Here is a 23,882-nt window from a genome sequence, read left to right as displayed (position 1 = left end):
AAGATAATTCCATATTCATTAATAATAGATAGGGTTAAAAGCGAGCACTATGGATAAATTTGATACATTGCAACTTTTTACCCGCATCGTAGAGCTGGGTAGTTTTAGTCAGGCAGCCGATCAGCTAAATATCCCACGTGCTACAGCAAGTAATGCCATTAAAGAGTTAGAGAATAATTTAGAGTGTCGTTTGCTAGAGCGGACGACTCGGCATGTAAGACCATCACTAGATGGGCAGGCATTTTATGAGCGTTGTACACAAATATTATCGGAACTCGATGATGCAGAATCATCTTTACGCAATGTAATTGCACAGCCTCGTGGTTTACTACGTGTCGATTTATCAGGCGCACATGCGACTAAAATTGTTTTACCCAATATCGATCAATTTCACGAGTTATATCCCGATATTGAACTTGTAATTAGTACGGGTGATCGTTTGGTTGATCTGATTAGGGAAGGGATAGACTGTGTGGTGAGAGCAGGACGTTTGGATGATTCCACTTTAATTGCTAGGCATTTGGTCGATATGCCACAAGTCATTTGTGCAAGTCCTGACTATCTAAATAAACATGGAACACCTTTGCAACCAGAAGAGTTGTTATCACATTATTGTGTTAATTTCTTCTCGACATCAGGCGGGCGAAATTATCCATTCGAATTGATGGTGAATGGCAAAAAACAAGATTATTTTTTGAAAAGTTGGATCGCGGTAAATGATGCTGAAAACTATGTATTATCTGCTTTACGTGGGGCAGGTTTAATTCAGGTCCCGCGCTATCATGTGGCGAATGAGTTAAAAGACGGGCAACTGGTTGAGGTTTTATCTGAATGGCAAATCCCGAAGATGTCAGTTTCTACTCTATATCCGCAGCACAGGCAGCTCTCGCCACGTGTACGCGTTTTTGTCGCTTGGCTGAATGAGTTATATACAGGCTATTTTTCAAAATAACGATAGCGTATAACGTATAGATAGAATGCTCTCTAGCACATATAAAATTTTGGTGAATATGTGATTGAATTACCCCATGCAAATGATTGGATTGTTAGAAATTCTGACCCGAATAGTCTCGAACGAATTGAAGCCTTTTTTACCGATCATGCTTATGAGTCGCATCGCCACGATACTTTTGCCATTGGTCGAACATTAACAGGTGTTCAAAGCTTTCATTACCGTGGAGAGATGAAACATAGCCAGCCGGGTATGACGATGGTTTTACATCCTGATGAAAAACATGATGGAGAGTCAGGTACGCGTGAAGGTTTTAGATACCGGATGGTGTACGTAAAACCTGAGACATTGCAGGAAATTATGAAGGGTAAGCCTTTACCATTTTTTGAGAATGGTTTGAGTCATGACCCTCGATTATTTAAGGCAACGGATGTTTTATTACAAGGTATGGATCAACATATCGACCCTTTAGAAAATCAAGATGCTCTCTATGATTTGGCAACCACACTTTATGAAGTTTCTGGCAAAAATGTGCGAGCTTCCCATTCTTATGACTATGTTGCTGCGGAGCGTGCCAGAGAATTTATACATGCCTCTTTATATGAAAATATCTCTTTAGATGATATTGAGAAAAATGTTGGGCGAGACCGTTGGAGTCTTTCTAGGGACTTCCGACTATTATTTGGTACAAGTCCACATCGATATATGACTATGCGTAGGCTGGAAGTTGTGAAGTCCTGTTTAATGTATGGAGAGTCCTTAACTCAAGCTTCATTGATTGCAGGATTTTTTGATCAAAGCCACATGACACGTCATTTTCTAAAAGCATTTGGATTGACTCCAGCCCGATGGCGGATGATCAATAAGCTCTCTTCTTAAACAAGTTATTTAAAAGCCAGCCTGTTTAGGCTGACATAGCCTTTATCTTAAATTAGATTCATGCCTTTCAAAAAATCATAAAACATAAATATTCCGGAAATGATTAGCATCAATCCCATGGCTTGGTTTATACGATTAAACCAAATTTTATTTTTAATTTTTTTACCTAACACTACACCTGCCCAAGAGTAAAGACAGGGCGCACCTGCTGCTCCAATCGAAATGAGCAAAGAAACCAAAAATATGTGAATGCCAGTAATATGTGCTGTTGGGTACATAATTGTTGTAACAGGCAAAATAACTAATATCCCTTTCGGATTTAAGGCTTGTATCCAAAAGCCATTCCAGAAAGACAAGGTCTGAACTTCAGTGGTTTCATCACAAATATCGATATCTGTCTTTAGCATTTGATATGAAAGATAAAAGGTATAAAGTGCACCGAACAAAGCAATATAGTGCAGGGCATTTTGTGGAATGATCGCTGCGCCGATATATCCAAAAATCATGAATAACATCAACATGGCAGAGCCAACACCCATAAAAAAATAAATTGTTCTTTTGAATTGTCCTGTTAGCCCAGCGTTTAGTCCCATAAAATTTACTGGCCCGGGGCTATACATCACACTTAAGGTATAAAAAAAGATTTCCATAACGTATCTACTGAAACAAAAACAACCCAGCATAGTGGCTCGTAAATTTAGGGTCTTGTACGTTTGTGATGGCTTCTGCACAAACGTACAAGACTAGAAAAATCTGAGTGAGTCATGATGAGCGACCTAAAGTTATGACTCAGGATAGGGGTTTATGTTTGATACAAAAATTGCGCTGATTGTCCGTAATGATCTTGCGACATGGCAGAGATTAAATGTGGTGGCTTTTTTAGCAACGGGCATTGCCTCTGCTGTACCTGAAATGTTGGGTAAACCTTATATCGATGCGAATGGCTATGAGTATGGAAACATGCTAGGGCAGCCGATGTTGGTATTTGAGGGAGATTTATCAGGGCTACAAAAAGCGCATCGGAAAGCAATTGAGCAAGATTTAACGATTATTCCCTATGTCCATGCCATGTTTTCTACAGGAAATGATGAGGATAATCGGGCTGTATTTTTGGCTGACGATGCGAATCAATTAAATTTGGTCGGAGTGGCGTTAAGAGGACCTAAAAAGGCAGTTGATAAAGCAATAAAGGGACTTTCTTTACATCAATAAGATTTTTATTGAAAGAACGATAAAACCCACTGTTTGAGCAAAAGTGGGTTTTGTTTAAAAATGAAAATTAAACTTTATCTTGAGTCTTGGTCTCAAAGTCGCTGGCATCATGGCGTTCATGCAACTGTGTAGCTAAATCGCCAAAAGTACGATTGACCATACGACCGCGTTGAACCGCTGGGCGCGCTAAAATCGCATCTGCCCAACGTTGAACATTTTTATATTGATCGACACCTAAAAACTCCGCGCCGTTATAGACCCAGTTTTTAACAAGACCACCATACCAAGGGAATGCAGCAATATCCGCGATGGTGTATTCAGAGCCTGCCAAGTATTCATGTTTTGCTAGATGTTGATCTAACACATCAAGTAAGCGTTTTGTTTCCATGGCGAAGCGATTAATTGCATATTCAATTTTAACAGGGGCATAGGCATAAAAATGCCCAAAACCACCGCCTAAATATGGCGCACTGCCCATTTGCCAGAATAACCAGTTAAGACATTCAGTACGTGCAGCAATATCTGTTGGAATGAAAGCTTTAAACTTTTCAGCCAAGTAAAGCAAAATTGAACCAGACTCAAACACTCTTAATGGCGGGTTCTGGCTATGGTCAACCAATGCTGGAATTTTAGAGTTTGGATTAATTTCTATAAAGCCACTGCCAAATTGCTGTCCTTCACCAATTTTAATTAGCCAAGCATCATATTCAGCATCTTGATGTCCTAATGCTAAAAGCTCTTCAAGCAAAATAGTAACTTTTTGACCATTAGGCGTTGCTAAAGAATAGAGCTGAAGCGGATGTTTCCCTACAGGAAGTGTATGCTCGTAGCGAGCGCCTGAGGTCGGCTGGTTTAAATCGGTTTTTTCTCCAGTCCATTGCCAAACTTGTGGAGGAATATAGTTTGAATCACTCATTTTTTATCTCATGTTTGGTTGAAATATAAGGGTTTAGTTATGTCGCAATGCAAGCCATTTTTGTACGCTCGGGCGTTGCCATTGCTGTAATGCATAGTTTTTTAAACGTTCTGGTACAGCATCACCATTTTGAATAAGACGTTGTAACATTAGGGCAAGTTCAGCATCCACAATGCTCCTTGAACCAAAAAGAAATTCAGCATCAGACGCAAGAAGTTTTTCTGCAACAAAGAAAAGTTTCTCGGCTGCTTTTTTGCCTTCTTCTGAAAGTGGAGTGGAGGTGGGCTGAATAAAAATAACATCGGTTGGACGCTCAGTTCTTAGTGCCACTAAGTCTGATCGGAGCCATGCCTGAATTTGTCTTGCTCTTGCGCGTGCTTGAATATCTTTTGGATAAATAGATGTGTTTGGATAAAGCTCTTCAAGATATTCCAAAATGGCAGATGATTCTGATAAGGCAAAATCGTTATGCTCAAGTACAGGCACTTTGGCAGTTAATGACTTTGCTACATAAGATTTTTCAAACTGGCCTTGCTGGCATAAGTTGATGGTCGCTATTTCAAATGGAATTTGTTTTTCATGTAGCCCTACAAAAACTGTAAACGCATAGGGGCTTAGAAATTGTGAATCTGTGTACAGCTTAAAACGTTCATTATTCATTATTATTGTCCATGTCATAAAACAATCGGATCTAGTCTAAGTGAGCTGATCCAAGATTGGGTAGCTTTTTTGTGGAAAAGCTTTATCAGTTTTTGAATTAAGCCATTTCAGTGTTCAAAGTTAGGGCTTAATGTGTTGAAAATGTTGACGGACAATACTCAGCCAAGCCTGTACCGCTGGTGAGACAGGAAGATTCTTTTTCCAAGCCATCACTAAGTGCCATTGAATATTTGGTTTTTCGAGTGGTACTGCTGCAAATAAACTAGGGTCAAGCATGTCGGTATAATATTGAGGAAGAAGCGCGATTCCCATACGTTGTAACACCATGTCTGCCAGAAGATGCCATTGGCTAGTACGACACGCAATGGTCGGATAGAAACCATGCTGCTTACATGCATCGAGAATAATACTGTTTAAAGAGAAATTTTCAGGAAACATTAAAAATGATTGGTGTTGTAGCTCTTCTAGATTTATTTTTTTACGGGTTGCCCAAGTGGCATCCCGACGTAAAAGGACCATTAAAGGGTAGTTACATAGCTCAATGCTATTGAAAATTTGCGTATCAAAAGGCTGCAATAAAACACCAACGTCTAGCTCATTGTTGAGTAAAGCTTGTTCAATACCGCGTGAACCCACTTCCATAAAAGCCAATTCAATATCAGGCCACTGTTGGTGATAATCAAACAGGGCAGTCGTTAGAAGCTGCGAACCTAAAGGTGGAACGCCAAGTTTTAAAGTCCCTGTTTTTAATTGTTGATAATTTTCTATCTCAAGAAAGATGTTCTGTTCTGCCTGAAGAAGCTCGAGTGCATGTTGATAAATGCGCTCTCCAATTTCCGTTAGCTCGATTTGTCTTTTTCGACCGTGATCAGGTTTAACCAAAAGCTGTACCTGAAGCTGCTCTTCGAGTTGTTGTAATATTTTACTAATAGTGGGCTGAGTCAGATACAACTCTTCAGCAGTACGGGTAAAACTTTTAGTTTTTACCAGTGTAGCGAAGCACTGTAATGATTTTAGAGAAAGCATAATAAAGAATAGATTATTCCATTTTGGAATGATATTAACATGAATAATTCATATTTAGCAGGTTTAACCAAGATAGCATAATGATGTAGTTAACCATTTAATTTCGAAAAATGAGTACTGAATCTGCTTCTGGCACACCCACACAACCTTCACTATTCGTGTTAGTTAAACAAATTTTGATTTTGGCTGGATTTTGGTGGGGCGGATATCTCTTACATCAAAAACTCGGCGTACCTGTGTCGGCAGGCATTTTAGGGATGTTTTTATTGCTTTTATGCCTGTTCTTTAAAATTCTCAAAATGGATCAGGTGGCAATGGGAGCAACTGTTGTTTTAGGTGAACTGTTACTGTTTTTTGTGCCCGTTGTAGTTGCCGTAGTTCAGTATAAAACCTTGTTTATGACCGAAGGCTGGCAAATTGTCTTGAGCATTGCGGTTGGGACCATTTCGGTCATGCTCAGTACGTGCCTGACGATTCACTATTACAATCGTTTGAAAGCTTATTTGCATACTCGAAAACGTCTTCAACATAAGCATATCTAAGAGAAAATGACATGAATATTTGGTCAATTCTTTGTCTGATCTGGACTTTGGCAGCCTATGTTGTGGCAAAGAAAATCTATCAGAAAAATCCAAAACTTTGGTTATCACCCGCGATTAGTGTGCCTGTGCTTACCATTATTTTGATGACGATTTTTGGAATTTCATATCAAACTTATGCAGAAGATACGCAGTGGATTGTTAATTTATTAGGGCCTGCAACGGTTGCTTTCGCTGTACCGATTTATCGCTATCGGGAAACGATTCGTAAAAATCTCGGGGTTCTTTCGATTGCAATTATTGTGGGCATGAGTGTAGGCGTAATGTCTGCCTATGAAATGGCACAGTGGTTTCACTTTAGCCCTGAAGTCACCAACAGTTTGATGGCCCGTTCTATTTCAACACCATTTGCCATGATTTTAGCGGAAGATATTCACGGTTCGGCAGCATTGGTTTCACTATTTACCGTTATTACGGGTTTGGTCGGTATGATTTGCGGCGATGCGATTTTAGCGATTACTAAAATCCGTTCTAATGTAGCCAATGGGGCAGCCTTTGGTAATGCAGCCCACGGTTTTGGTACAGTTAGAGCACAGCAGCGCAATAGTGAAGAAGGTGTAATTGCGAGTTTAACCATGGTTATTGCTGGTATTTTAATGGTATTGATTGGGCCATTTGCGATTCATCTATGGTTGCTGTTGTAGGCTTTGTCTAAGTCGGCTTGTCATGTTGTTGAATAATCTTTGATAGTTTTTTGATGGCTTGTCTCATCAGTTCGGGTTCAAAATCGCCTAAGCCAACAATTAACCCCGGACGTTGTTGTTCTTTTGAAAATGTCGGTGAAATTGCTTTAATGGCAATGCCTGCATCGACTGCCGAGCTTGCAACTTCAATATCATTAATATGCTGAGCAAGCCATAACACCATATGCATGCCTTGATCGCCCGGCTGTAACCAAGCCAGTTCTTGAGGGATGTATTGTTCAATCAAACCAATAATATATTCTCGGACTTCTGCGTAAACATTTCGAGTACGTCGAATATGCCGCTCTAAATAACCCTCTTGAATAAAAGCAGCCAAAACGTGTTGGTCGGCAGCAGGTGGGTGCCGATCAATTAACACTCTAAGTCCACAAAAAGGTGCCACTAATTCTTTAGGCAACACTGCATAGCCAAGTCTAAGTGACGGAAATAGAACTTTGCTGAAAGTACCCAGATAAATCACTTGGTCGGGTGCCAAGCCTTGTAAAGATGGGAAGGGCTGACCGTTATAACGAAGTTCACTGTCATAGTCATCTTCAATGATCCATGCATTTTGCTGTTTTGCCCACGCCAATAAAGCAGTACGTCTTGCTAGACTCATTGGCATACCAAGTGGGTATTGATGAGATGGCGTCACAAAAGCAGCACGTGCATGTTTTGCAAGCTTAATGCCAGTTTCAACCTGAATGCCTTCTTCATCGACAGGAACACGAACCATACGAATATTTTGTACGGCATGCTCAAAAATGGCTGTGGTCCCCCGATAAGCTGGATCTTCAACCCAAACTTCATCTTTTGCTTCAAATAAAATCTGGCTGCAAATATAAAGTGACTGTTGAATGCCGGGAGTAATTACAATTTGTTCAGGTTCGCAGTGAACAGAGCGTGATCGGCGTACATAATCTGCTATAGCAATTCTGAGTGATAGCACGCCTTGAGGTTCGCCATATCCTGAAGGAATTCCTGCACCTCGTGATCTAAATTTATTACCAAACTTACGCCAGATATCACTTGGTTGGGTCCGACCGACGGGGACAGATACCGCAAAAGGAACATGAGGAAGTGGCTTAAATTCATCAAGCACTTTGGCATAAGAACGTGCCGATTTGGTCAAAGGGATTGCGCTAGGTGTGGTTTCTTTTTGAGAATTTTGCGGTGTAGTTTTTTTAGTCAAAGCATGAGACACGTAAGTGCCATTTCGTGGTTGAGAGTCAAACACACCTTCAGCTAAAAGCTGATCATAAGCTTCAATAATGGTTCCGCGAGCGACACCTAAGGTTAAAGCCAGTTCACGGGAAGAAGGCAACGGATCGCCGGGTTGTAAATCACCACTTTGTACAGCTTCACGCAAAGCTTGGGTCAGTTGAGCACTAATCTTTCCTTGGCTTTTATCAATCTTTGCAATAGACGGAAGTTCAACAACTTTTGCCATTCTTGCCATAATTCTGGTCTACTTAAAAAAATACAAAGTGGTCCTTTTTAATAAACCACATAAACCAGAAAATTTACAACACAAAATATAAATAATCCTGATATTTACAGCGAGGTCTTGAGCCATGTATATCCCTGATGATTTTGCAGAAAACCGGTTAGATGTGTTGCATTCTCTTATTGCAGAATATCCATTTGGGGTGCTTTTTACTCATGGAAGCAATGGTTTAGATGCAAATCATCTCCCATTCGAGTTACAGGCAAAGGAAGGGAAATTTGGCATGCTACATGCCCATGTGTCACGAAATAATTCTGTTTGGCAGGATATTAAAAATGGAGATGAGGTACTCGTCGTGTTTCAGGCAGGAGAAGCTTATATTTCACCAAACTGGTACCCATCCAAACATGAACAGCATAGACAAGTACCGACGTGGAACTATAGGGTTGTGCATGCTTATGGCAAAGTGACCATTCGAGATGATGAACGTTACGTCCGCGGTGTAGTGGCTCGTTTAACCCGTACTCACGAAGCATCTCAACCTGAACCATGGAAGATGTCCGATGCACCAAAGGACTATCTTGAACCAATGTTAAAAGCGATTGTGGGAATAGAAATTGAAATTACCAAGCTGCAAGGGAAATCAAAACTTGGGCAAAATAAAGAACGCCGAGACATTTTAGGCGCGGCAGATGGGCTATCTAAATCTGGTCATCAAACCATAGCCGATGCCATGTACAGTGTGGCTGAGTTAAATAAATAATTTTGAAAATATAAAACTTTAATATCAATTAAGGAGATAAAGATGTCTTTGACTACACCTGTTGAGTTAGTGGGTGAACACGTTATTTTAAAGCCGCTCGATGTAACTCAAGCTGAAGCGCTCAAAGAGGCCGTTTGCGATGGGGAACTCTATAATCTTTGGTATACCCGTGTGCCAAGACCTGAACAGATGACTGCTGAAATTGAAAGACGTCTTGATTTGCAAAAATCTGGCTCTATGTTGCCATTTTATATTGAAGACCGAAAAACGGGGCGAGCGCTGGGCATGACAACTTTAATGCATATTGAAGAAGCTCATCGCCGTGTAGAAATTGGCTCAACATGGTATCGAAAGTCTGCACAACGTACGCCTGTAAATACTGAATGTAAAAAGCTATTGTTGGCTCATGCATTTGAGACTTTAAACTGTATTGCTGTTGAGTTACGCACATCTTCTTTAAATGTTCAAAGTCAAGCCGCGATTGTACGCTTGGGTGCAAAGCTAGACGGTGTGCTAAGAAGCCATCAAATTGTGAAAGATGATATTTTGAGGGACACTCACGTTTACAGCATTTTAAAACATGAGTGGCCTGCGGTTCGCCAAAATCTGGAATGGATGTTAAATAAACCGCGCTAAAAGGAATTTTAAGCAAGCTGTTTTTCTCTTTTTTGGCTTAGCCAGAAGAGAGAAGCTGCGGCAATCACCAGCCATGGTATTAAAGCCATATTCATTGCTTCCCAGCCAAATAAATCCAGTAAAGCACCTGCACTAAACGAACAAATTAAGCCCACAACAAAAACAGTCATGTCGTTAATGGCTTGAGCCTTGGCTTTTTCAGCCGCTGTATACGTTCCGGTAAGCAAAGACGTGCTACCAATAAATAAAAAGTTCCATCCCACACCTAATAAAATGAGTGAAATTGCAAAAGATGCGAACTGAATACCTGAGAGAGCAAATCCGATATAACAGGCAAATAATAAAAGACCTGCAAACATGATTTTAATCACCCCAAAACGTGCAATTAAATTTCCAGTAAAGAATGAAGGTAGGAACATACCAAGCACATGTAGCTGAATGACAGTGGTAATTGATCCAAGTTCATGGTGTGAATGGCGCATAGCAATGGGTGTAGCAGTCATACCTAAAATCATGATGCCGTAGCCTGTTACTGCGCTAAATAACGCAACCAAATAGGTCGGTTGAAAGACAATCTGTTGCCATGGGCGACCAGCAGTAAAGTCAGACTTTTGCTCAACGGTATCGGCAATATGTAGGCTAGATAAAATTCCCATTGCCACAAGCGAGATAATACTAATAATTAAAAATGAACCGATATATTCTAAATGCTGGAATAAGGGTCCACCAAAACGCGCTAAAGTCGGACCAATCAGTGCTGCAACAATTCCACCTGCCATCACCCAAGAAATAGCACGTGAGCGAAACGCGTCAGTTGCCACTTCACTGGCAGCAAAACGGTAAAACTGAGCAAAGGACTGATAGGCCCCGACACATAGCGTACCCAAAGCCAGAAGCATGAGTGAACTATAAAAAATACCGATTGATGCAATAATGCCGCCGAGTACACCTAAGAAAGCGCCGAATAGAAAACCATTACGTCGTCCTACACGTGCCATGAGCATTGATGCAGGGAACATCATTAAGGCTGTACCCAAAAACATAGATGCGATGGGTAGCGTTGCAAGTGTTGGTATGTTTGCAATATTAGCGCCAGCCAAGCCGCCAATGGTCATGACCATGACGGAAACGGTTTGGAAAAGTGATTGAGAACTCGCCAGAATTAATACTTGGCGGTGCATGGTATTTTGAAGCATAACGAGCCTTTAATTATATTCAGCAATAGCTGAGGCTAGGTGTCCGGTTTTTACATAAATAGAAGCGCCAGACAAACCCGCTTGAAAATGGGCATGTGTTTTCGGAGGTAGGCGTATCCATGTTCCAGCGTCATAAACCATTTCTTTATCGGCCATCTGACCTTGGGTAATCAAAATTTCGATTCCACCCTCAGCATCTTCCATAAAAAGTTGCTGCGGCTTGAGTTTTTCTAAATAGGTGTGCTCATAACTTGCATCAACCAATGTGCAAATTAAACGCGAATCTATTTCTTGCCATTGTGTTGGATCGTTGGTATTGATCCGTAAGGTTTGCGTTTCTGACGTAGGAATTTGCATAAGTTTGACAAAAATCAATGCACCTTCTTCGCTCGACGGTTGATGTACCGACTGATGTGGACTCCGTAAATACCATCCAGCGGGGTAGTGCTGATTTTGATTTTCAGTAAATACACCTGAAAGTACGAGGATTTCTTCACCATGATGATGTCGATGTTCAGGAAAGATTGTATGCGGTGTGTATTTCACCAAACTGGTCGCACGAGCTATTTCATCGCCAATACGATCAAGCATGACGCGATCAACTTCCCCACGGGGAGATTTCACCCAGTGATAGTCTTCAGGTTTGACAATCACAGCCTGTGAAAAATCGGCATGGATCAACATGAATACTTTCCTCGTAAACTAAATTCTCTTTATTCAATAACAAAATAAATAGAATGAATTAGCAAGTAAAATTAATGCTCTGCTAAATTTTCTACTGCTTCTAACACACGTGCAGAATATGTGAGTGCTGCACCTGCATTTAAAGAAATAGCGACAGAAAGAGCTTCGGCAATTTGTTCTTTGGTTGCACCTGCTTCAATTGCCTTTTTGCTATGTATAGAGATGCAACCATCACAACGTGTGGTCACTGCAACGGCAAGTGCAATAAGCTCATGGGTTTTTGCATCAAGCTGACCAATTTTACTCGTTCCTGCTTCCATCGCACTTAAACCACGCATGGTGTCTGGTGCTAGTTTTGCAAATTTTGCGACATATTGAAGCAACGAGTCTCGATAACTATTCCAGTTTTGCATATTAAATACTCCAAATAAGTGGGATTGATCACTAACTGCAAATTAGTGACCAGCCATCACACCACCATCTACAGGAAGAATAGTTCCTGTAATCCATGAGGCATTAGATGATGCAAGGAATAAAATCGCTTCGGCAATGTCAGCAGGTTGACCGTTACGGCCTAATGGATGGAATGAGTTAAAAGTCGGTAAAGCTTCTTTAACCTGATCTTCACTCATAAACGTGTTGTAAACAGGTGTTTCCACTACACCCGGTGCAACGGTATTAATGCGGATATTTGATTCGGCCAATTCAATGGCTAAGTTATGAGTGAGTGCATGTACTCCTGCATTTGCTGCTGAGTAAGCAGAAGAAGGGGTTGCTTTTACAGCTTGCAATGCCCAAAGCGAACCTGTTTGTACAATTGCTCCGCCTCCACGTTGTTGCATGGCTTTAGCAGCAGCTTGCGCCATAAAAAACTTGCCTTTCAAAATGGTATCTAAAAACCAGTCGTATTCTATTTCAGTAATATCAAGGAAAGATTTTGGGTTAAATACACCTGCATTATTGATAAGAATATCAACACCGCCAAATGCTTCAGATGCTACTTTTACTAAGTTTTTTGCAGTTTCGGGTTCGGCTATATCACCAGCAAAGTAGCGAACTTTTGCACCTGTTGGATCTATTTCATGGGCAGCTTTTTGCAATTTATTTTCATCGCGACCACCAATCACAACATTGGCACCTTCTTGAACCAAGCGAATTGCGACTTCTTTACCAATACCAGAACCGCCACCCGTAACGATAGCAGCTTTTAAAGAAAATCTACTCATGTGTATATCCTTAAGATTAAATAAAATAAATTGATTGACTCGTGAATCTGAGGTATTTCAATCAATATAGGTTTATTTTAGAAATAGTATTTTTTAATCACAAATGAGATAATCTGCTTCTTCAATAAAGAAAATCTTTAGTGTTATGAATTCACCAGTTTATTTGAATGCACTTCGTGCTTTTGAGGCAAGTGCCCGACATAAAAGTTTTTCTGCTGCGGCAAAAGAGTTGAATGTGACACCTGCTGCGGTGGGGCAATTGGTACGTACACTTGAAGATTGGTTAGGTTTTCCGTTGTTTCATCGGCAAACTAACGGTAAAAATCGACTGGTCGCTACTGAACTGGCTGAATCGGTTTTACCGGATATTCGGGCGGGTTTTGATAAGCTGACTTTGGCTTTGGAAAAATTAAAGCAAGATTCTCTATCAGGTGTGCTTAATATTGCGGTAAGTCCAGCATTTGCTGAAAAATGGCTATTACCAAGAATTGACCATTTTCAAAAACAATATCCAGATATTGATATTCGTTTAGACATTAACTTAAAAACCGTAGATTTTTTAGAACAAAAAGTTGATGTGGGTGTCAGATATGGTCAAGGACAATGGCAAGGGCTAGAAGCTATTAAACTCATGGATGAAGAGGTTTATCCAGTGTGTTCACCAGCATTCTTAAATGAACATTCATCGCTCTTAACGCCGAATGATCTGAAAAATATCACTTTAATTCATGATCTTTCTATGGAAAAACATCAACAATTTCCAGGGTGGCAATCTTGGCTAAAAAGTGTCGGGTTAGAAGATATTAATATTAGCCGTGGTATGCAAATCAACAGTTCATCTGCAGTTTTACAGGCTGCAATGGAAGGACATGGTGTTGCATTAGCGCGTAGTGTTATGGTGCAAAAAGATATACAAACCGGGCGTTTGATACGTTTATTTCCTCAAATTCACTTCTCATCGCCCTTTTCTTATTATTTAGTGTACCGACCACAATACGCAAATTTACCCAAAGTCAAAATCTGTCTAGATTGGTTTTTTGAAGAAATTCATCGAATATAAAATTAATCGTTAACCTGAAGTTAATGACTGTTCATCTAGGTTGATTGATCGAAATCCCATAAAGCGTTTTTATAGATTCAGAACAAAACTGCGATCTATAGGTAAACACATGGAAGGCTCAGTTCAGAATAAAGAACGATTATGGACAAAGCGGCGTCATGCCAAACAACTAAAACTAGAGATGGCAAACCAATATACCGATGGTGTGGTCATTCCAACTCAAGACATTATTAAAGTTTTAGAAACCCTGATTACACCGGGTGACAGAGTTGTACTCGAAGGGAATAACCAAAAGCAGGCAGATTTTTTATCGCGCTCTTTGGCTCAAACCAATCCAGATGTATTGCATGATTTACATATGATCATGCCGAGCGTGGGACGTTCGGAACATCTCGACCTGTTTGAAAAAGGTATTGCACGTAAACTCGATTTTTCTTTTGCTGGCCCACAAAGTTTGCGTATTAGCCAGTTAGTTGAAGATGGGCTGCTAGAGATTGGTGCGATTCATACCTATATTGAGTTGTATTCACGTTTGGTGGTTGACCTTATTCCAAATGTAGTGCTGTCGGCGGGCTTTATGGCAGATCGCCAAGGAAATATCTATACAGGCCCAAGTACCGAAGATTCACCTGCACTCATTGAACCTGCGGCTTTTAGCGATGGGATTGTGATTATGCAGGTTAATGAACTGGTTGATGACGTCTCTGATTTACCACGTGTCGATATCCCAGCATCTTGGGTTGATTATGTGGTTGTGGCAGACCAGCCTTTTTATATTGAACCGTTATTTACCCGTGACCCAAAACACATCAAGCCAGTTCATGTGCTTATGGCGATGATGGCAATTCGCGGAATTTATGAAAAGCATAATGTGCAATCGTTAAATCATGGTATTGGTTTTAACACTGCGGCAATTGAACTGATTTTACCGACCTATGGTGAGTCTTTAGGTTTAAAAGGAAAAATTTGCCGGAACTGGACACTAAATCCGCATCCAACCTTAATTCCAGCGATTGAAACAGGTTGGGTTGAAAGCGTGCATTGTTTTGGTACTGAACTCGGTATGGAAAAATATGTTGCAGCTCGTCCCGACGTGTTCTTTACAGGTCGTGATGGTTCTCTACGTTCTAACCGCATGATGTGTCAGCTTGCAGGTCAGTACGCCGTTGATTTGTTTATTGGCGCAACTTTGCAAGTTGATGGCATGGGCCATTCTTCGACTGTTACCAAAGGCCGTTTAGCTGGTTTCGGTGGTGCACCAAACATGGGGCATGATCCACGTGGCCGTCGTCACGATACACCAGCATGGTTAGATATGCGTTTGGAAGGCGCTAATGAAACTGAAACCTATTTGGCACGTGGTAAAAAACTAGTGGTGCAAATGGTGGAAACCTTTCAAGAGGGTGGCAAGCCGACTTTTGTGGATCGTCTCGATGCAATTGATGTTGCTAAAACAGCAGGCCTACCTTTAGCACCGATCATGATTTATGGTGATGATGTCACCCATTTACTGACCGAAGAAGGCATTGCTTATCTATATAAAGCAAGCAGCCAAGAAGAGCGTCAAGCCATGATTGCTGCGGTAGCGGGTGTGACCAGTATTGGTTTAAGTCAAGACCCTAAAACGACAGCGCGCTTAAGACGCGAGGGTTTGGTGGTTTTCCCTGAGGATTTAGGTATTCGCCGTACCGATGCCACCCGTGAGCTTTTAGCTGCAAAAAATATTGCCGACTTGGTGACATGGTCAGATGGTTTATATCAACCACCTGCAAAATTCAGGAGTTGGTAATGATGGCACAAGTTCAATATCAAACACTTAGCAATAGCCCGATTTTGGCAAGTTTAGCGGTCGAGGCTTTAATTGATGAAGTGAATCTGACTCCTAAACCAGCCTTGGTTGATCGCCGTGGTAGTGGTGCACACAATGACCTGACTTTGGAATTAATGGAGCGCTCTGCGAAAAGTTTAGGGCCCATGTTTGAGGAAATGGCTCAAACAGCCATGCACCATGGTGAAGTTTGTTTAGCCTTGCGCGAAGACATTGGTGAAATTGGTCGCCAAGGTGAAAAAGTCATGATGTTGGTGACAGATGGCGTCAATACACATCGCGGTGCAATTTGGGCCTTGGGTTTAATGGTGACGGCGGCGGCATTGGCACGTACCAATCAACAATATTTATCGGCTGTTGAGCTATGTCAGTTAGCAGGTCAGATTGCTCAGCTTGAAGATCGTTTTATTCCAAAGCAGACGTTGAGCCATGGTCAGCAGGTACAAAAAAAGTTAGGTGTCTTAGGTGCAAAAGAACAAGCTCAGCAGGGTTTTCCAACCGTTGTGAACTTTGGTTTAAAGCAGCTTTATCAAAGCCGTAGTAAACCCATGAAAGAAGAGTTCGCACGTTTAGATGCCTTGCTTGCCATGATGACTGATTTGACCGATACCTGTGTGCTTTATCGCTCTGGCACATCGGGTTTAAAGCGTATGCAACAAGGTGCTCAACAGGTACTGGATTTGGGCGGTAGTTCAAGCTTGGAAGGTCGCCGCGCTTTGCATCTTTTAGAGATTGATCTACTTCGGATGAAAGCCTCTGCTGGTGGTGCCGCAGATTTGTTGGCAGCAACATTGTTTATAGATCGTGCTCAGCAGTCATCTTTAAAAAATAAAGAGGGATTTTAATGATGGAAACACTTCATTTTGAATTTGTGGCGACAGAGCCACCGGTAAAAAAAGCATTGGTAGGATGTGTTGGCTCGGGCGATTTAGAGATTTTGATGGAACCTGGTGAAAAGGGAAAAGCCTCTATTCATGTCGTCACCTCTGTAGATGGCAGTGCAGCACGTTGGCACAATCTTTTTGAACGAATTTTTACTGCGCAAATACCACCTGCCGTCAATATTGATATTCATGACTTTGGTGCAACCCCCGGTGTTGTTCGCTTACGTCTGGAACAAGCATTAGAGGAGATTGCTCATGACTGATATCGAGAGCTTGTTAAATAAACAAGATTTTATTGAGCTGAGTGCAAGAGAACGTGCTAAAGCGCTATTAGATGAAGGGACTTTTCGAGAGTTACTCGACCCATTTGCACGTGTTATGTCGCCTTGGCTCGTTAAACAGAATATTGTGCCGCAAGCCGATGATGGTGTAGTGATCGCAAAAGGATCTATTCAAGAACGCCCAGTGGTTTTAATTTCAATTGAAGGCTTATTTCAAGGTGGAAGTTTAGGCGAGGTAGGCGGTGCCAAAATTGCGGGTGCCTTAGAACTTGCGGTTGAAGACAATCTTAAAGGCATTCCAACAGCGGCAATTTTATTGTTAGAGACGGGCGGCGTTCGCTTACAAGAAGCAAATCTGGGCTTGGCAGCAATTGCTGAAATTCAGGCTGCAATAGTGAACCTACGTCAGTATCAACCCGTGATTGCCGTGGTTGCAGGTAGTGTAGGGTGCTTCGGTGGTATGTCAATTGCAGCTGGACTATGTAGCTATATTGTAATGACACAAGAAGGACGTTTAGGCTTAAATGGGCCACAAGTGATCGAACAAGAAGCAGGTGTACAAGAATATAACGCTAAAGATCGTCCATTTATATGGAGTATTACTGGTGGTAATCAGCGTTTCGCTAGTGGTTTGGCAGATGCTTATGTAGACGATGATCGCCAGAAAATTCGTCAGCAAGTCATCGATTATTTAACTCAAGGCGTGCCTCAGCAGCATCGTAGTTCAAATTACTCATTTTATTTAGAAAAGCTACAACAAGTTGATACTGGTGAGCAGATTACCCCAGCACAAGTTCAAGCTTTGTATCAAGGAGAGCAAGCATGAATATCGCCGTTGATACATTAAAAGCATCTACACGTGGTGCACATTGGTTTAAAGCACTCACGCAGGGATTTAAGACAGTTGAAGGTTTTCCAGCTTCGGTTTGGGTAGCTGATGGTCAGATTGATCAGCAAGCGGTACGTGTGATTGCAGTTGTCCAAGACAGCAATAATCTGTTCCCTCGGGCAAGACAGGGTGAAGTTGGACTGCTGGAAGGCTGGAATTTAGCAAAAGCAGTTGATGACGTGATTCAAGCCGATGCACAGACTGAAAATAAACGTGGCATTTTATGCTTGGTTGATGTGCCAAGTCAGGCCTATGGGCGTCGTGAAGAATTATTAGGCATTCACCAAGCTTTAGCGGGTGCAGTAGATAGCTATGCTAGAGCCAGATTGGCAGGCCATCCTATTGTCAGTTTATTGGTTGGTAAGTCAATGTCGGGGGCTTTCTTGGCGCATGGATACCAAGCCAATCGTATTATTGCCTTAAAAGATTCAGGTGTTATGGTGCATGCAATGGGTAAGGAATCTGCTGCACGGGTTACCTTACGGTCGGTTGATGAGTTAGAGCAATTGGCTTCTAGCATTCCGCCAATGGCTTATGACATTGAAAGTTATGCCACGCTTGGTTTGTTATCTGAACTGTTATCTGTTGAAAACCCTGAACAACCGACAAACGATGATCTTTTGTTAGCGAAGCAGACAATTGCACAAGCGTTTAAAGAGATTAATGCTGATCAATCGAGAGGATTGGAACAAAGACTTCACGGACAAAACCGTCAGATGTCTAAAAAAGTCCGTGAATTATTGCGTGAGCAATGGTCATGAAACTTGAGCTCGAAGCCCATGATTTGCTATGGGGCATGACGGTCGATTTTTTGGCTGAAGATGCTCCGCTTTGGGTGAAAGAGGTATTACAGCGAGGTGATCCTGTTGTGGTTCGACGGGCAATCACTTCTGTAGATCAAGTCGCTGTGGGTGTTAGAGGACAATTTCGTCATCAGCGATATGCAGGGCAAATGCCAAGATCTGCTATTAGTAGACAACTTAAGCCAGAAGCACTGACTCACGTTGATACAAAGCAGTTTGAACACTTGGCAGAACGTTTACAGACCATTTCCAGCATTATGAAAAACTTTTCAGGATGTTGGGGATATACAGGAAGTTTCGGGTTTGAGCTGGCAACTGGCGTTAAAACAGTTACCCAGCAAAGTGACATAGATTTGTTGATTCGAGCTGAACAGCCTTTTGAAAAAAAGCAGGCGATTGAACTACTCGAAACTTTTCAGCAAGCAGGACTCAATGTGGATATACAGCTTCAACTTCCACAAGGTGGTTTGGCGTTAAAAGAATGGGCTGGGAACAGTGGAAAAGTTCTATTAAAACGTGCAGATGGTGCGGTTTTAGTAGAAAACCCATGGAATTAGGGAATAGATATCATGGCTTCAATTTGGGTATATCCGGGACAAGGTGTGCAACGATGCAATATGTTGCACGACCTACCACAAACCGCTCTAGTTAAAGAATATCTTGAGCGTGCTTCGGATGCACTTAAAGAAGATGCCTTAATGCTGGATAGTCCAGCTGCATTGCAATCGACACGTGCAGTACAGCTTTGTTTACTGATTTCAGGTGTGGTGAGTTCAGCTTTATTAACCGCGGAAAACTTAACACCTGATTATGTAGCAGGTTTATCAATTGGCGCATGGTCGGCTGCGGTTGTAGCAGGGGTCTTAGCCTTTGAGGATGCCGTTCGCTTGGTTGCCTATCGAGGTGAACTCATGCAAACGGCATATCCAACTGGTTATGGCATGACAGCTTTAATAGGTGCAGACCGTGCAGCTGTCGAAGCATGGGTGAAACAAGTTTATGAAATAACGCCACAGGTTTTTGTCGCAAATATTAATGCACATAATCAAATTGTTATTTCAGGAAGTTTTGAAGCCATGAACCAAGTTGCTGTTTTGGCAAAGCAGCAGGGAGTGGTGGCAAAAAAATTAGATGTATCGGTGCCATCGCACTGTGAATTATTAAGTCAGCAAGCAAAGCAACTTGCAGCATCTATGGAGGGAGTCACTTTAAAGCAGCCTAAAATACGTTATTTAAGTGGTACAACGGCTCGTACACTTGGCAAGCCAGAACAGATTGGTGAAGACTTGGCCTTCAATATGAGTCGAACTGTAGATTGGGAAAGTACCATCCAAGCTGCATGGGAGCGAGGTGTGAGGTTGCAGATTGAAGCTTTACCGGGAACGGTACTTACTACACTTGCACGTCGAACATTTAAAGATGGAACTGTATTGTCATTTCAAGGAACACGTTTAGACAGCATTCAGTTGGCAATGCAAAACGAAAATAATGCTTCTTTGTAATTGCAATACAAATTAAAAATTGAGTAATAACTCAAGGATATGAGGGATTTACAATGATTATTTATGGAACGGCAATATTAGCGATTTGTCATTTATTAGGCGATTATTTTGGTAATACGCTAGGAATGTTATTGGGCGTAAAAGCAAATGTGGGTGGTGTAGCTATTTCAATGATTCTATTAATTCTGACTAAAGAATTGCTTGCGCGAAAAGGTTACTTACCACAAGTTACCCAATTTGGAGTTTTGTACTGGTCAGGAATGTATATTCCGATTGTTGTAGCGATGTCTGCTGGACAAAACGTAGTAGCGGCTTTATCGGGTGGCATGTTAGGTCTGATCGTTTCTATTGCTTCATTGATTGGCACGGTTTTAGTTATCCGTTATTTAAATAGAATTAGTGGTGACTATGAAACCTATGAATGGACAATAGAGCCCAAGCAAAAAGTAGCTTAAGCACTCATAAACTATAAAAAAGTCAATCAAAAAGGATTTAAATGATGGACGCTATAATTGCTGTTTTATCTAAAAATGCATTCGTCACTGCACTCGCAGTAACTGGTTTAATGATGTTCGTTTCCCATTTACTTTCAAAATATTTGACGAAAGGAAAACTGCAAAGCTCTGCAATTGCGATCACCCTAGGTTTGGTCGTTGCATATTTTGCAGGAGTTTATACGCAAGGAACTAAAGGCATTTCTGATATCGCTATTTTCTCTGGTTTTGCGATGTTGGGTGGCGCAATGATTCGAGATTTAGCTATTGCTTCAACTGCGTTTGAAGTTGATGTGAAAGAGGTGAAGAAAGCAGGTAAAATTGGTCTAATTGCCTTAATTCTTGGTTGCGTTGTGCCTTTTGCAATTGGGGTTATGGTCGCATGGGTCATGGGTTATCGAGATCCAATCTCGATGACAACGATCGGTGCCGGTGCCATGACTTATATTGTTGGTCCGATTACAGGAACTGCAATTGGCGCGAGCTCTGATGTGATCGCACTTTCTATTGCAATTGGATTAATCAAGTCAGTCTTTTTTATGGTCGGTACGCCATTACTTGCGAAATTCATGTACCTAAAAAGTCCACGTTCAGCCATGGTATTTGGCGGCTTGGCAGGAACAACGAGCGGTACGGCTGCTGGGCTGGCAGGTACAGATGTACGACTGGTACCTTATGGCGCTTTAGTTGCAACCTTTTATACAGGTCTCGGCTGCTTACTTGGACCATCTGTCTTTTTCTTAACGGTTAATGCGATTTTTGGATAAGTCTTTGTAAAGTGTCTAACGGCAACTTATTAATTTGTAATAGGTTGCCGATATTTATCTTTTAAAATTGGATGCAAACATACGACATTCAGCAATCAGAGCAAGTAAATTAGGATCTCGTTCCTTACTTTTTAAAAAGACCAAACCAATTTCTTGTTGCATATGATATTGCTGTTTCAGTGGAATGAGTTTTACCGAACTTTCATAAACCGCAGAAATACGACCGGGCAATAGTGCAAAGCCTACGCCTGAGCTGACCATACTAATGAGAGTAAAAATATCATTTACTTGCAAAGCAACTTTAGGTGAAAAACCCGCCTTTTTAAAAATGATGTCGCTATCGTGATGGGTCGCAAATCCTTTGGTTAAAGTTAAAAAAGTTTCTTCTTTTAAAAGGCTTAAATCAATATCTTTAAACTCGGCATATTTTGAATCTTTATTGACGGCCAAAAAAATGTCGTCTGAAAACATTGGTAAAATTTCAAAGTCATCGTCTTGAGTGGTTTCATTTAAAGCCACGATAATGGCATCAAGCTCTGTCGCTTTCAGCTTTTTCACCAAATCCTGATTTGAACTGAGTAATAGTTGAATATCGAGCTCACTACGTCTGAGCTTAAGACCGCTAATCACATTTGGAATTGTGTTTACAGTCAAAGAATAAAGAGAACCTAAATGTAAAACCTTAGCTGCAAAGCCAGCAGCTTCTCTGGTTTTATTTACAGTGATAAAAATGTCTTGGACGATTTTTTGTGCGCGTTCTTCAAATACATAAGCACTTTTTAAAGGAATCAGGTTACGGCCTTCATTTTTAAAAAGAGGGCAACGTAAAGCGCTTTCTAAAGAGTGCAGTGCTTTATGAACACTGACATTACTCAGCTGCATTTCTGTGGCTGTTTTAGACAAATTTCCACAGCGCATAAAAGCTAAAAAAATCTGTATTTTTTTCAGGGTGAGTTCTTCATCAATTTCCATATTAAGCCTTTGAACCTGTTTCCCTAAAAACTATAGATTTGAGTTATAAAGTTACCACAAAATAAAGACTATCAAATTGTGCTTAGGTCGAAGCATCTCTTTTAAGAATTTGCTTTGACCCTTTGTTGAATGGTTTTGATAACCTGATCTAATGCATTTTGAATTTTAGTGTTCCATTCAAAAGAGCAATTGATTCTCAAATAATGCTGTTGTGCAGGTAAAACACTAAACAGAGGGCTTGGTGCAACGCCAATATCTTGCTGAATCAACGCTTCATAAACTTGCATACTGTCTAGCGTGCTAGGAAGTTTGACCCATAGAAAATAGCCACTTGGGTAGTAATACACTTCGCAAGAGCTAGGTAAATGCTGCTTTAAATAGTGATAAAACTGCTTTTTATAACGCTCAAGTGAAAGCCTAAGCGTGCGTAAGTGTTTTTCATAATGATGATGAGACAAAAACTCGACTAATGCATTTTGTATAAGTGCATTGACTGAAATGGTACTCATGAGCTGTAAGTGTTGAATATGGTCTGAAAATTTACCCGCATAGACCCAACCGACCCGAAAACCAGCACCTAATGTTTTAGAAAAAGAAGAGCAGTGAAGCACCAGATTTTGTTGGTCAAAATACTTCATTGAAAGTGGTTTTTGGCCGCCATAAAAAAGCTCTTCATAGACATCATCTTCAATCAAATAAATTTGGTGTTCATGAAGCAACTTGGCAATTTTATATTTAATGTCATCACTAACTGTAAAACCAATCGGGTTATGGGCGTTCAGCATGAGCCAACACACTTTGATTGGATATGTTTGAATGACCTGTTCAAAAGCTTCTAAGTCAAAACCATGCTGAGGATGTTCAGGAATGGTAATCACTTTAAGCCCTAAACGCTCGGCAGCTTGCCAAGCGCCGTAAAACACAGTTTGCTGTAATAAAATATAATCGCCGGGTTGAGCTACGGCTTGTAGAGAAAGATTAAGCGCGTCTAAGCCTCCAGATGTAATGACAATGTCATCTGGGTCGGTCTGTATGCCTTGCATACAATAGCGCTGGGCAATCAACTTTCTTAAAGCTAAATTACCGGGAGGCAAACTGGTGGTCTGGTCATAACTTTGTCTTTGGCGCGCAAGCTGTCCCATAATTTGAATAAGTTTGGGGGCTGTTAGAAGTTGGTTATCAGGAAAAGCTGAGCCAAAAGGCACGACAGACTCATGTTGAATCGATTTAAGATATTTAAAAACTAATGAGTTAATTTCAATTTTAGAATTCAGTGAAACTACTGAATATTGCTCGAGTGGTTTAAGTGCAATTTGCTCGGCAACAAAGTATCCAGATTTTTCTTTTGAATAGATCAGACCTTGTGATTCAAGCTCCTGATAAGCATTCATTACGGTCATTAAACTAAAGCCAGAGCGTTGTACCTGATCTCTTAATGAAGGTAATTTTTCATGTGCATTTAAAGTGCCGCTCTCAATGAGTTGGCGAATGCTATGAGCGAGTTGTTCTGATTTATACATGTA

28 protein-coding genes are annotated in these 23,882 nt (G+C 41.1%); 17 read left to right on the top strand and 11 right to left on the bottom strand.

Going from position 1 to position 23,882, the window contains the following annotated elements:
* The first annotated feature begins 49 nt into the window (after positions 1-49).
* Both ACS604_RS03395 and ACS604_RS03390 read left to right on the top strand, forming a co-directional pair.
* Complete coding sequence (locus ACS604_RS03395; RefSeq protein WP_474770011.1) at positions 50-952, top strand: LysR family transcriptional regulator; 903 nt, start codon at positions 50-52, stop codon at positions 950-952.
* Between the two features lie 60 nt (positions 953-1,012).
* On the top strand, positions 1,013-1,831 hold the full coding sequence (locus tag ACS604_RS03390) for an AraC family transcriptional regulator (protein WP_312823720.1): 819 nt from the start codon (positions 1,013-1,015) through the stop codon (positions 1,829-1,831).
* Positions 1,832-1,878: 47 nt separating this feature from the next.
* Here the strand turns inward: ACS604_RS03390 and ACS604_RS03385 are convergent, their stop codons facing one another.
* A complete protein-coding gene (locus tag ACS604_RS03385; protein WP_474770009.1) occupies positions 1,879-2,481 on the bottom strand; it encodes a LysE family translocator in 603 nt (200 codons plus the stop codon).
* 154 nt (positions 2,482-2,635) lie between these two features.
* On the opposite strand from ACS604_RS03385, the gene ACS604_RS03380 reads away from it, so the two are divergent.
* Positions 2,636-3,043, top strand: coding sequence for a DUF2000 domain-containing protein (locus tag ACS604_RS03380; RefSeq protein ID WP_004793001.1), 408 nt, complete (start codon positions 2,636-2,638; stop codon positions 3,041-3,043).
* Between the two features lie 67 nt (positions 3,044-3,110).
* Here ACS604_RS03380 and yghU read toward each other — a convergent pair whose 3' ends face one another.
* From yghU to ACS604_RS03365, 3 genes are all read right to left on the bottom strand, one after another.
* Positions 3,111-3,959, bottom strand: coding sequence for a glutathione-dependent disulfide-bond oxidoreductase (yghU, locus tag ACS604_RS03375; RefSeq protein WP_474770007.1), 849 nt, complete (start codon positions 3,957-3,959; stop codon positions 3,111-3,113).
* A gap of 33 nt (positions 3,960-3,992) precedes the next feature.
* Entirely contained in the window at positions 3,993-4,619 is a 627-nt protein-coding gene (gene yfcF, locus ACS604_RS03370) for a glutathione transferase (RefSeq protein ID WP_474770005.1), read from the bottom strand.
* Positions 4,620-4,739: 120 nt separating this feature from the next.
* On the bottom strand, positions 4,740-5,645 hold the full coding sequence (locus tag ACS604_RS03365) for a LysR family transcriptional regulator (RefSeq protein ID WP_474770004.1): 906 nt from the start codon (positions 5,643-5,645) through the stop codon (positions 4,740-4,742).
* 110 nt (positions 5,646-5,755) lie between these two features.
* Here ACS604_RS03365 and ACS604_RS03360 point away from each other — a divergent pair, with 110 nt between their 5' ends.
* Together ACS604_RS03360 and ACS604_RS03355 are read left to right on the top strand one after the other, a co-directional pair.
* A complete protein-coding gene (locus ACS604_RS03360) occupies positions 5,756-6,187 on the top strand; it encodes a CidA/LrgA family protein (protein ID WP_474770003.1) in 432 nt (143 codons plus the stop codon).
* Between the two features lie 11 nt (positions 6,188-6,198).
* On the top strand, positions 6,199-6,888 hold the full coding sequence (locus tag ACS604_RS03355; protein WP_206223122.1) for an LrgB family protein: 690 nt from the start codon (positions 6,199-6,201) through the stop codon (positions 6,886-6,888).
* A gap of 7 nt (positions 6,889-6,895) precedes the next feature.
* Here the strand turns inward: ACS604_RS03355 and pdxR are convergent, their stop codons facing one another.
* Positions 6,896-8,386, bottom strand: coding sequence for a MocR-like pyridoxine biosynthesis transcription factor PdxR (pdxR, locus tag ACS604_RS03350; RefSeq protein ID WP_474770001.1), 1,491 nt, complete (start codon positions 8,384-8,386; stop codon positions 6,896-6,898).
* A 115-nt stretch (positions 8,387-8,501) separates the two neighbouring features.
* Between pdxR and ACS604_RS03345 the strand changes: the two genes are divergently transcribed.
* Positions 8,502-9,137, top strand: a complete 636-nt coding sequence (locus ACS604_RS03345) for an FMN-binding negative transcriptional regulator (RefSeq protein WP_353154536.1) — start codon at positions 8,502-8,504, stop codon at positions 9,135-9,137.
* A gap of 42 nt (positions 9,138-9,179) precedes the next feature.
* Positions 9,180-9,773, top strand: coding sequence for a GNAT family N-acetyltransferase (locus ACS604_RS03340; RefSeq protein ID WP_109292114.1), 594 nt, complete (start codon positions 9,180-9,182; stop codon positions 9,771-9,773).
* 8 nt (positions 9,774-9,781) lie between these two features.
* Here the strand turns inward: ACS604_RS03340 and ACS604_RS03335 are convergent, their stop codons facing one another.
* The 4 genes from ACS604_RS03335 to ACS604_RS03320 all read right to left on the bottom strand — a co-directional run bounded on the left by ACS604_RS03335 (position 9,782) and on the right by ACS604_RS03320 (position 12,879).
* Entirely contained in the window at positions 9,782-10,969 is a 1,188-nt protein-coding gene (locus ACS604_RS03335; RefSeq protein WP_474769998.1) for an MFS transporter, read from the bottom strand.
* A 9-nt stretch (positions 10,970-10,978) separates the two neighbouring features.
* Positions 10,979-11,653 (bottom strand): cupin domain-containing protein, encoded by a 675-nt coding sequence (locus tag ACS604_RS03330; RefSeq protein WP_004792982.1) that lies wholly within the window; start codon positions 11,651-11,653, stop codon positions 10,979-10,981.
* A 71-nt stretch (positions 11,654-11,724) separates the two neighbouring features.
* Entirely contained in the window at positions 11,725-12,066 is a 342-nt protein-coding gene (locus ACS604_RS03325; RefSeq protein ID WP_005069801.1) for a carboxymuconolactone decarboxylase family protein, read from the bottom strand.
* Positions 12,067-12,108: 42 nt separating this feature from the next.
* Complete coding sequence (locus ACS604_RS03320) at positions 12,109-12,879, bottom strand: SDR family NAD(P)-dependent oxidoreductase (protein WP_474769995.1); 771 nt, start codon at positions 12,877-12,879, stop codon at positions 12,109-12,111.
* A 145-nt stretch (positions 12,880-13,024) separates the two neighbouring features.
* Between ACS604_RS03320 and gcvA the strand changes: the two genes are divergently transcribed.
* The 10 genes from gcvA to madM all read left to right on the top strand — a co-directional run bounded on the left by gcvA (position 13,025) and on the right by madM (position 21,387).
* Positions 13,025-13,939, top strand: coding sequence for a transcriptional regulator GcvA (gcvA, locus tag ACS604_RS03315; RefSeq protein ID WP_474769994.1), 915 nt, complete (start codon positions 13,025-13,027; stop codon positions 13,937-13,939).
* Positions 13,940-14,048: 109 nt separating this feature from the next.
* Positions 14,049-15,728 (top strand): malonate decarboxylase subunit alpha, encoded by a 1,680-nt coding sequence (gene mdcA, locus ACS604_RS03310; protein ID WP_474769992.1) that lies wholly within the window; start codon positions 14,049-14,051, stop codon positions 15,726-15,728.
* Positions 15,728-16,612: a triphosphoribosyl-dephospho-CoA synthase gene (locus ACS604_RS03305; RefSeq protein ID WP_312823748.1), complete on the top strand. Its 885-nt coding sequence runs from the start codon at positions 15,728-15,730 to the stop codon at positions 16,610-16,612. The genes mdcA and ACS604_RS03305 overlap by 1 nt, the downstream gene beginning before the upstream one ends.
* Before the next feature lie 2 nt (positions 16,613-16,614).
* On the top strand, positions 16,615-16,914 hold the full coding sequence (locus ACS604_RS03300; protein ID WP_000448951.1) for a malonate decarboxylase subunit delta: 300 nt from the start codon (positions 16,615-16,617) through the stop codon (positions 16,912-16,914).
* Positions 16,907-17,758 (top strand): biotin-independent malonate decarboxylase subunit beta, encoded by an 852-nt coding sequence (locus ACS604_RS03295; protein WP_474769989.1) that lies wholly within the window; start codon positions 16,907-16,909, stop codon positions 17,756-17,758. The genes ACS604_RS03300 and ACS604_RS03295 overlap by 8 nt, the downstream gene beginning before the upstream one ends.
* Positions 17,755-18,582 (top strand): biotin-independent malonate decarboxylase subunit gamma, encoded by an 828-nt coding sequence (gene mdcE, locus ACS604_RS03290; protein ID WP_151748128.1) that lies wholly within the window; start codon positions 17,755-17,757, stop codon positions 18,580-18,582. Before ACS604_RS03295 ends, mdcE begins: the two co-directional genes overlap by 4 nt.
* Positions 18,573-19,181, top strand: a complete 609-nt coding sequence (locus ACS604_RS03285) for a malonate decarboxylase holo-ACP synthase (RefSeq protein WP_353154520.1) — start codon at positions 18,573-18,575, stop codon at positions 19,179-19,181. The genes mdcE and ACS604_RS03285 overlap by 10 nt, the downstream gene beginning before the upstream one ends.
* A 12-nt stretch (positions 19,182-19,193) precedes the next feature.
* Positions 19,194-20,126 (top strand): malonate decarboxylase subunit epsilon, encoded by a 933-nt coding sequence (gene mdcH, locus ACS604_RS03280; protein ID WP_174727127.1) that lies wholly within the window; start codon positions 19,194-19,196, stop codon positions 20,124-20,126.
* A gap of 53 nt (positions 20,127-20,179) precedes the next feature.
* The gene (gene madL / locus ACS604_RS03275) at positions 20,180-20,581 is read left to right on the top strand and encodes a malonate transporter subunit MadL (RefSeq protein WP_151962612.1); all 402 of its coding nucleotides are present in this window, start codon (positions 20,180-20,182) and stop codon (positions 20,579-20,581) included.
* 44 nt (positions 20,582-20,625) lie between these two features.
* Entirely contained in the window at positions 20,626-21,387 is a 762-nt protein-coding gene (gene madM / locus ACS604_RS03270; RefSeq protein ID WP_034596245.1) for a malonate transporter subunit MadM, read from the top strand.
* Between the two features lie 54 nt (positions 21,388-21,441).
* Here the strand turns inward: madM and ACS604_RS03265 are convergent, their stop codons facing one another.
* Together ACS604_RS03265 and ACS604_RS03260 are read right to left on the bottom strand one after the other, a co-directional pair.
* Entirely contained in the window at positions 21,442-22,359 is a 918-nt protein-coding gene (locus ACS604_RS03265; RefSeq protein ID WP_474769985.1) for a LysR family transcriptional regulator, read from the bottom strand.
* A gap of 101 nt (positions 22,360-22,460) precedes the next feature.
* The gene (locus ACS604_RS03260) at positions 22,461-23,879 is read right to left on the bottom strand and encodes an aminotransferase-like domain-containing protein (protein ID WP_238611109.1); all 1,419 of its coding nucleotides are present in this window, start codon (positions 23,877-23,879) and stop codon (positions 22,461-22,463) included.
* Positions 23,880-23,882 lie beyond the last annotated feature (3 nt).

Source organism: Acinetobacter sp. Li1LvA2 (genome assembly GCF_056156705.1).
The sequence above is the reverse complement of the archived record's forward strand: the minus strand, read 5'-3'. Positions and strand labels throughout refer to the sequence as shown.

Excerpts from the sequence above, each read along its gene's own strand:
- ACS604_RS03395 (WP_474770011.1), top strand. The coding sequence starts at position 50 with ATGGATAAATTTGATACATTGCAACTTTTTACCCGCATCGTAGAGCTG.
- ACS604_RS03385 (WP_474770009.1), bottom strand. The coding sequence starts at position 2,481 with ATGGAAATCTTTTTTTATACCTTAAGTGTGATGTATAGCCCCGGGCCA.
- ACS604_RS03380 (WP_004793001.1), top strand. The coding sequence starts at position 2,636 with ATGTTTGATACAAAAATTGCGCTGATTGTCCGTAATGATCTTGCGACA.
- yghU (WP_474770007.1), bottom strand. The coding sequence starts at position 3,959 with ATGAGTGATTCAAACTATATTCCTCCACAAGTTTGGCAATGGACTGGA.
- yfcF (WP_474770005.1), bottom strand. The coding sequence starts at position 4,619 with ATGAATAATGAACGTTTTAAGCTGTACACAGATTCACAATTTCTAAGC.
- ACS604_RS03365 (WP_474770004.1), bottom strand. The coding sequence starts at position 5,645 with ATGCTTTCTCTAAAATCATTACAGTGCTTCGCTACACTGGTAAAAACT.
- ACS604_RS03360 (WP_474770003.1), top strand. The coding sequence starts at position 5,756 with ATGAGTACTGAATCTGCTTCTGGCACACCCACACAACCTTCACTATTC.
- ACS604_RS03355 (WP_206223122.1), top strand. The coding sequence starts at position 6,199 with ATGAATATTTGGTCAATTCTTTGTCTGATCTGGACTTTGGCAGCCTAT.
- pdxR (WP_474770001.1), bottom strand. The coding sequence starts at position 8,386 with ATGGCAAGAATGGCAAAAGTTGTTGAACTTCCGTCTATTGCAAAGATT.
- ACS604_RS03345 (WP_353154536.1), top strand. The coding sequence starts at position 8,502 with ATGTATATCCCTGATGATTTTGCAGAAAACCGGTTAGATGTGTTGCAT.
- ACS604_RS03340 (WP_109292114.1), top strand. The coding sequence starts at position 9,180 with ATGTCTTTGACTACACCTGTTGAGTTAGTGGGTGAACACGTTATTTTA.
- ACS604_RS03335 (WP_474769998.1), bottom strand. The coding sequence starts at position 10,969 with ATGCTTCAAAATACCATGCACCGCCAAGTATTAATTCTGGCGAGTTCT.
- ACS604_RS03330 (WP_004792982.1), bottom strand. The coding sequence starts at position 11,653 with ATGTTGATCCATGCCGATTTTTCACAGGCTGTGATTGTCAAACCTGAA.
- ACS604_RS03325 (WP_005069801.1), bottom strand. The coding sequence starts at position 12,066 with ATGCAAAACTGGAATAGTTATCGAGACTCGTTGCTTCAATATGTCGCA.
- ACS604_RS03320 (WP_474769995.1), bottom strand. The coding sequence starts at position 12,879 with ATGAGTAGATTTTCTTTAAAAGCTGCTATCGTTACGGGTGGCGGTTCT.
- gcvA (WP_474769994.1), top strand. The coding sequence starts at position 13,025 with ATGAATTCACCAGTTTATTTGAATGCACTTCGTGCTTTTGAGGCAAGT.
- mdcA (WP_474769992.1), top strand. The coding sequence starts at position 14,049 with ATGGAAGGCTCAGTTCAGAATAAAGAACGATTATGGACAAAGCGGCGT.
- ACS604_RS03305 (WP_312823748.1), top strand. The coding sequence starts at position 15,728 with ATGATGGCACAAGTTCAATATCAAACACTTAGCAATAGCCCGATTTTG.
- ACS604_RS03300 (WP_000448951.1), top strand. The coding sequence starts at position 16,615 with ATGGAAACACTTCATTTTGAATTTGTGGCGACAGAGCCACCGGTAAAA.
- ACS604_RS03295 (WP_474769989.1), top strand. The coding sequence starts at position 16,907 with ATGACTGATATCGAGAGCTTGTTAAATAAACAAGATTTTATTGAGCTG.
- mdcE (WP_151748128.1), top strand. The coding sequence starts at position 17,755 with ATGAATATCGCCGTTGATACATTAAAAGCATCTACACGTGGTGCACAT.
- ACS604_RS03285 (WP_353154520.1), top strand. The coding sequence starts at position 18,573 with ATGGTCATGAAACTTGAGCTCGAAGCCCATGATTTGCTATGGGGCATG.
- mdcH (WP_174727127.1), top strand. The coding sequence starts at position 19,194 with ATGGCTTCAATTTGGGTATATCCGGGACAAGGTGTGCAACGATGCAAT.
- madL (WP_151962612.1), top strand. The coding sequence starts at position 20,180 with ATGATTATTTATGGAACGGCAATATTAGCGATTTGTCATTTATTAGGC.
- madM (WP_034596245.1), top strand. The coding sequence starts at position 20,626 with ATGGACGCTATAATTGCTGTTTTATCTAAAAATGCATTCGTCACTGCA.
- ACS604_RS03265 (WP_474769985.1), bottom strand. The coding sequence starts at position 22,359 with ATGGAAATTGATGAAGAACTCACCCTGAAAAAAATACAGATTTTTTTA.
- ACS604_RS03260 (WP_238611109.1), bottom strand. The coding sequence starts at position 23,879 with ATGTATAAATCAGAACAACTCGCTCATAGCATTCGCCAACTCATTGAG.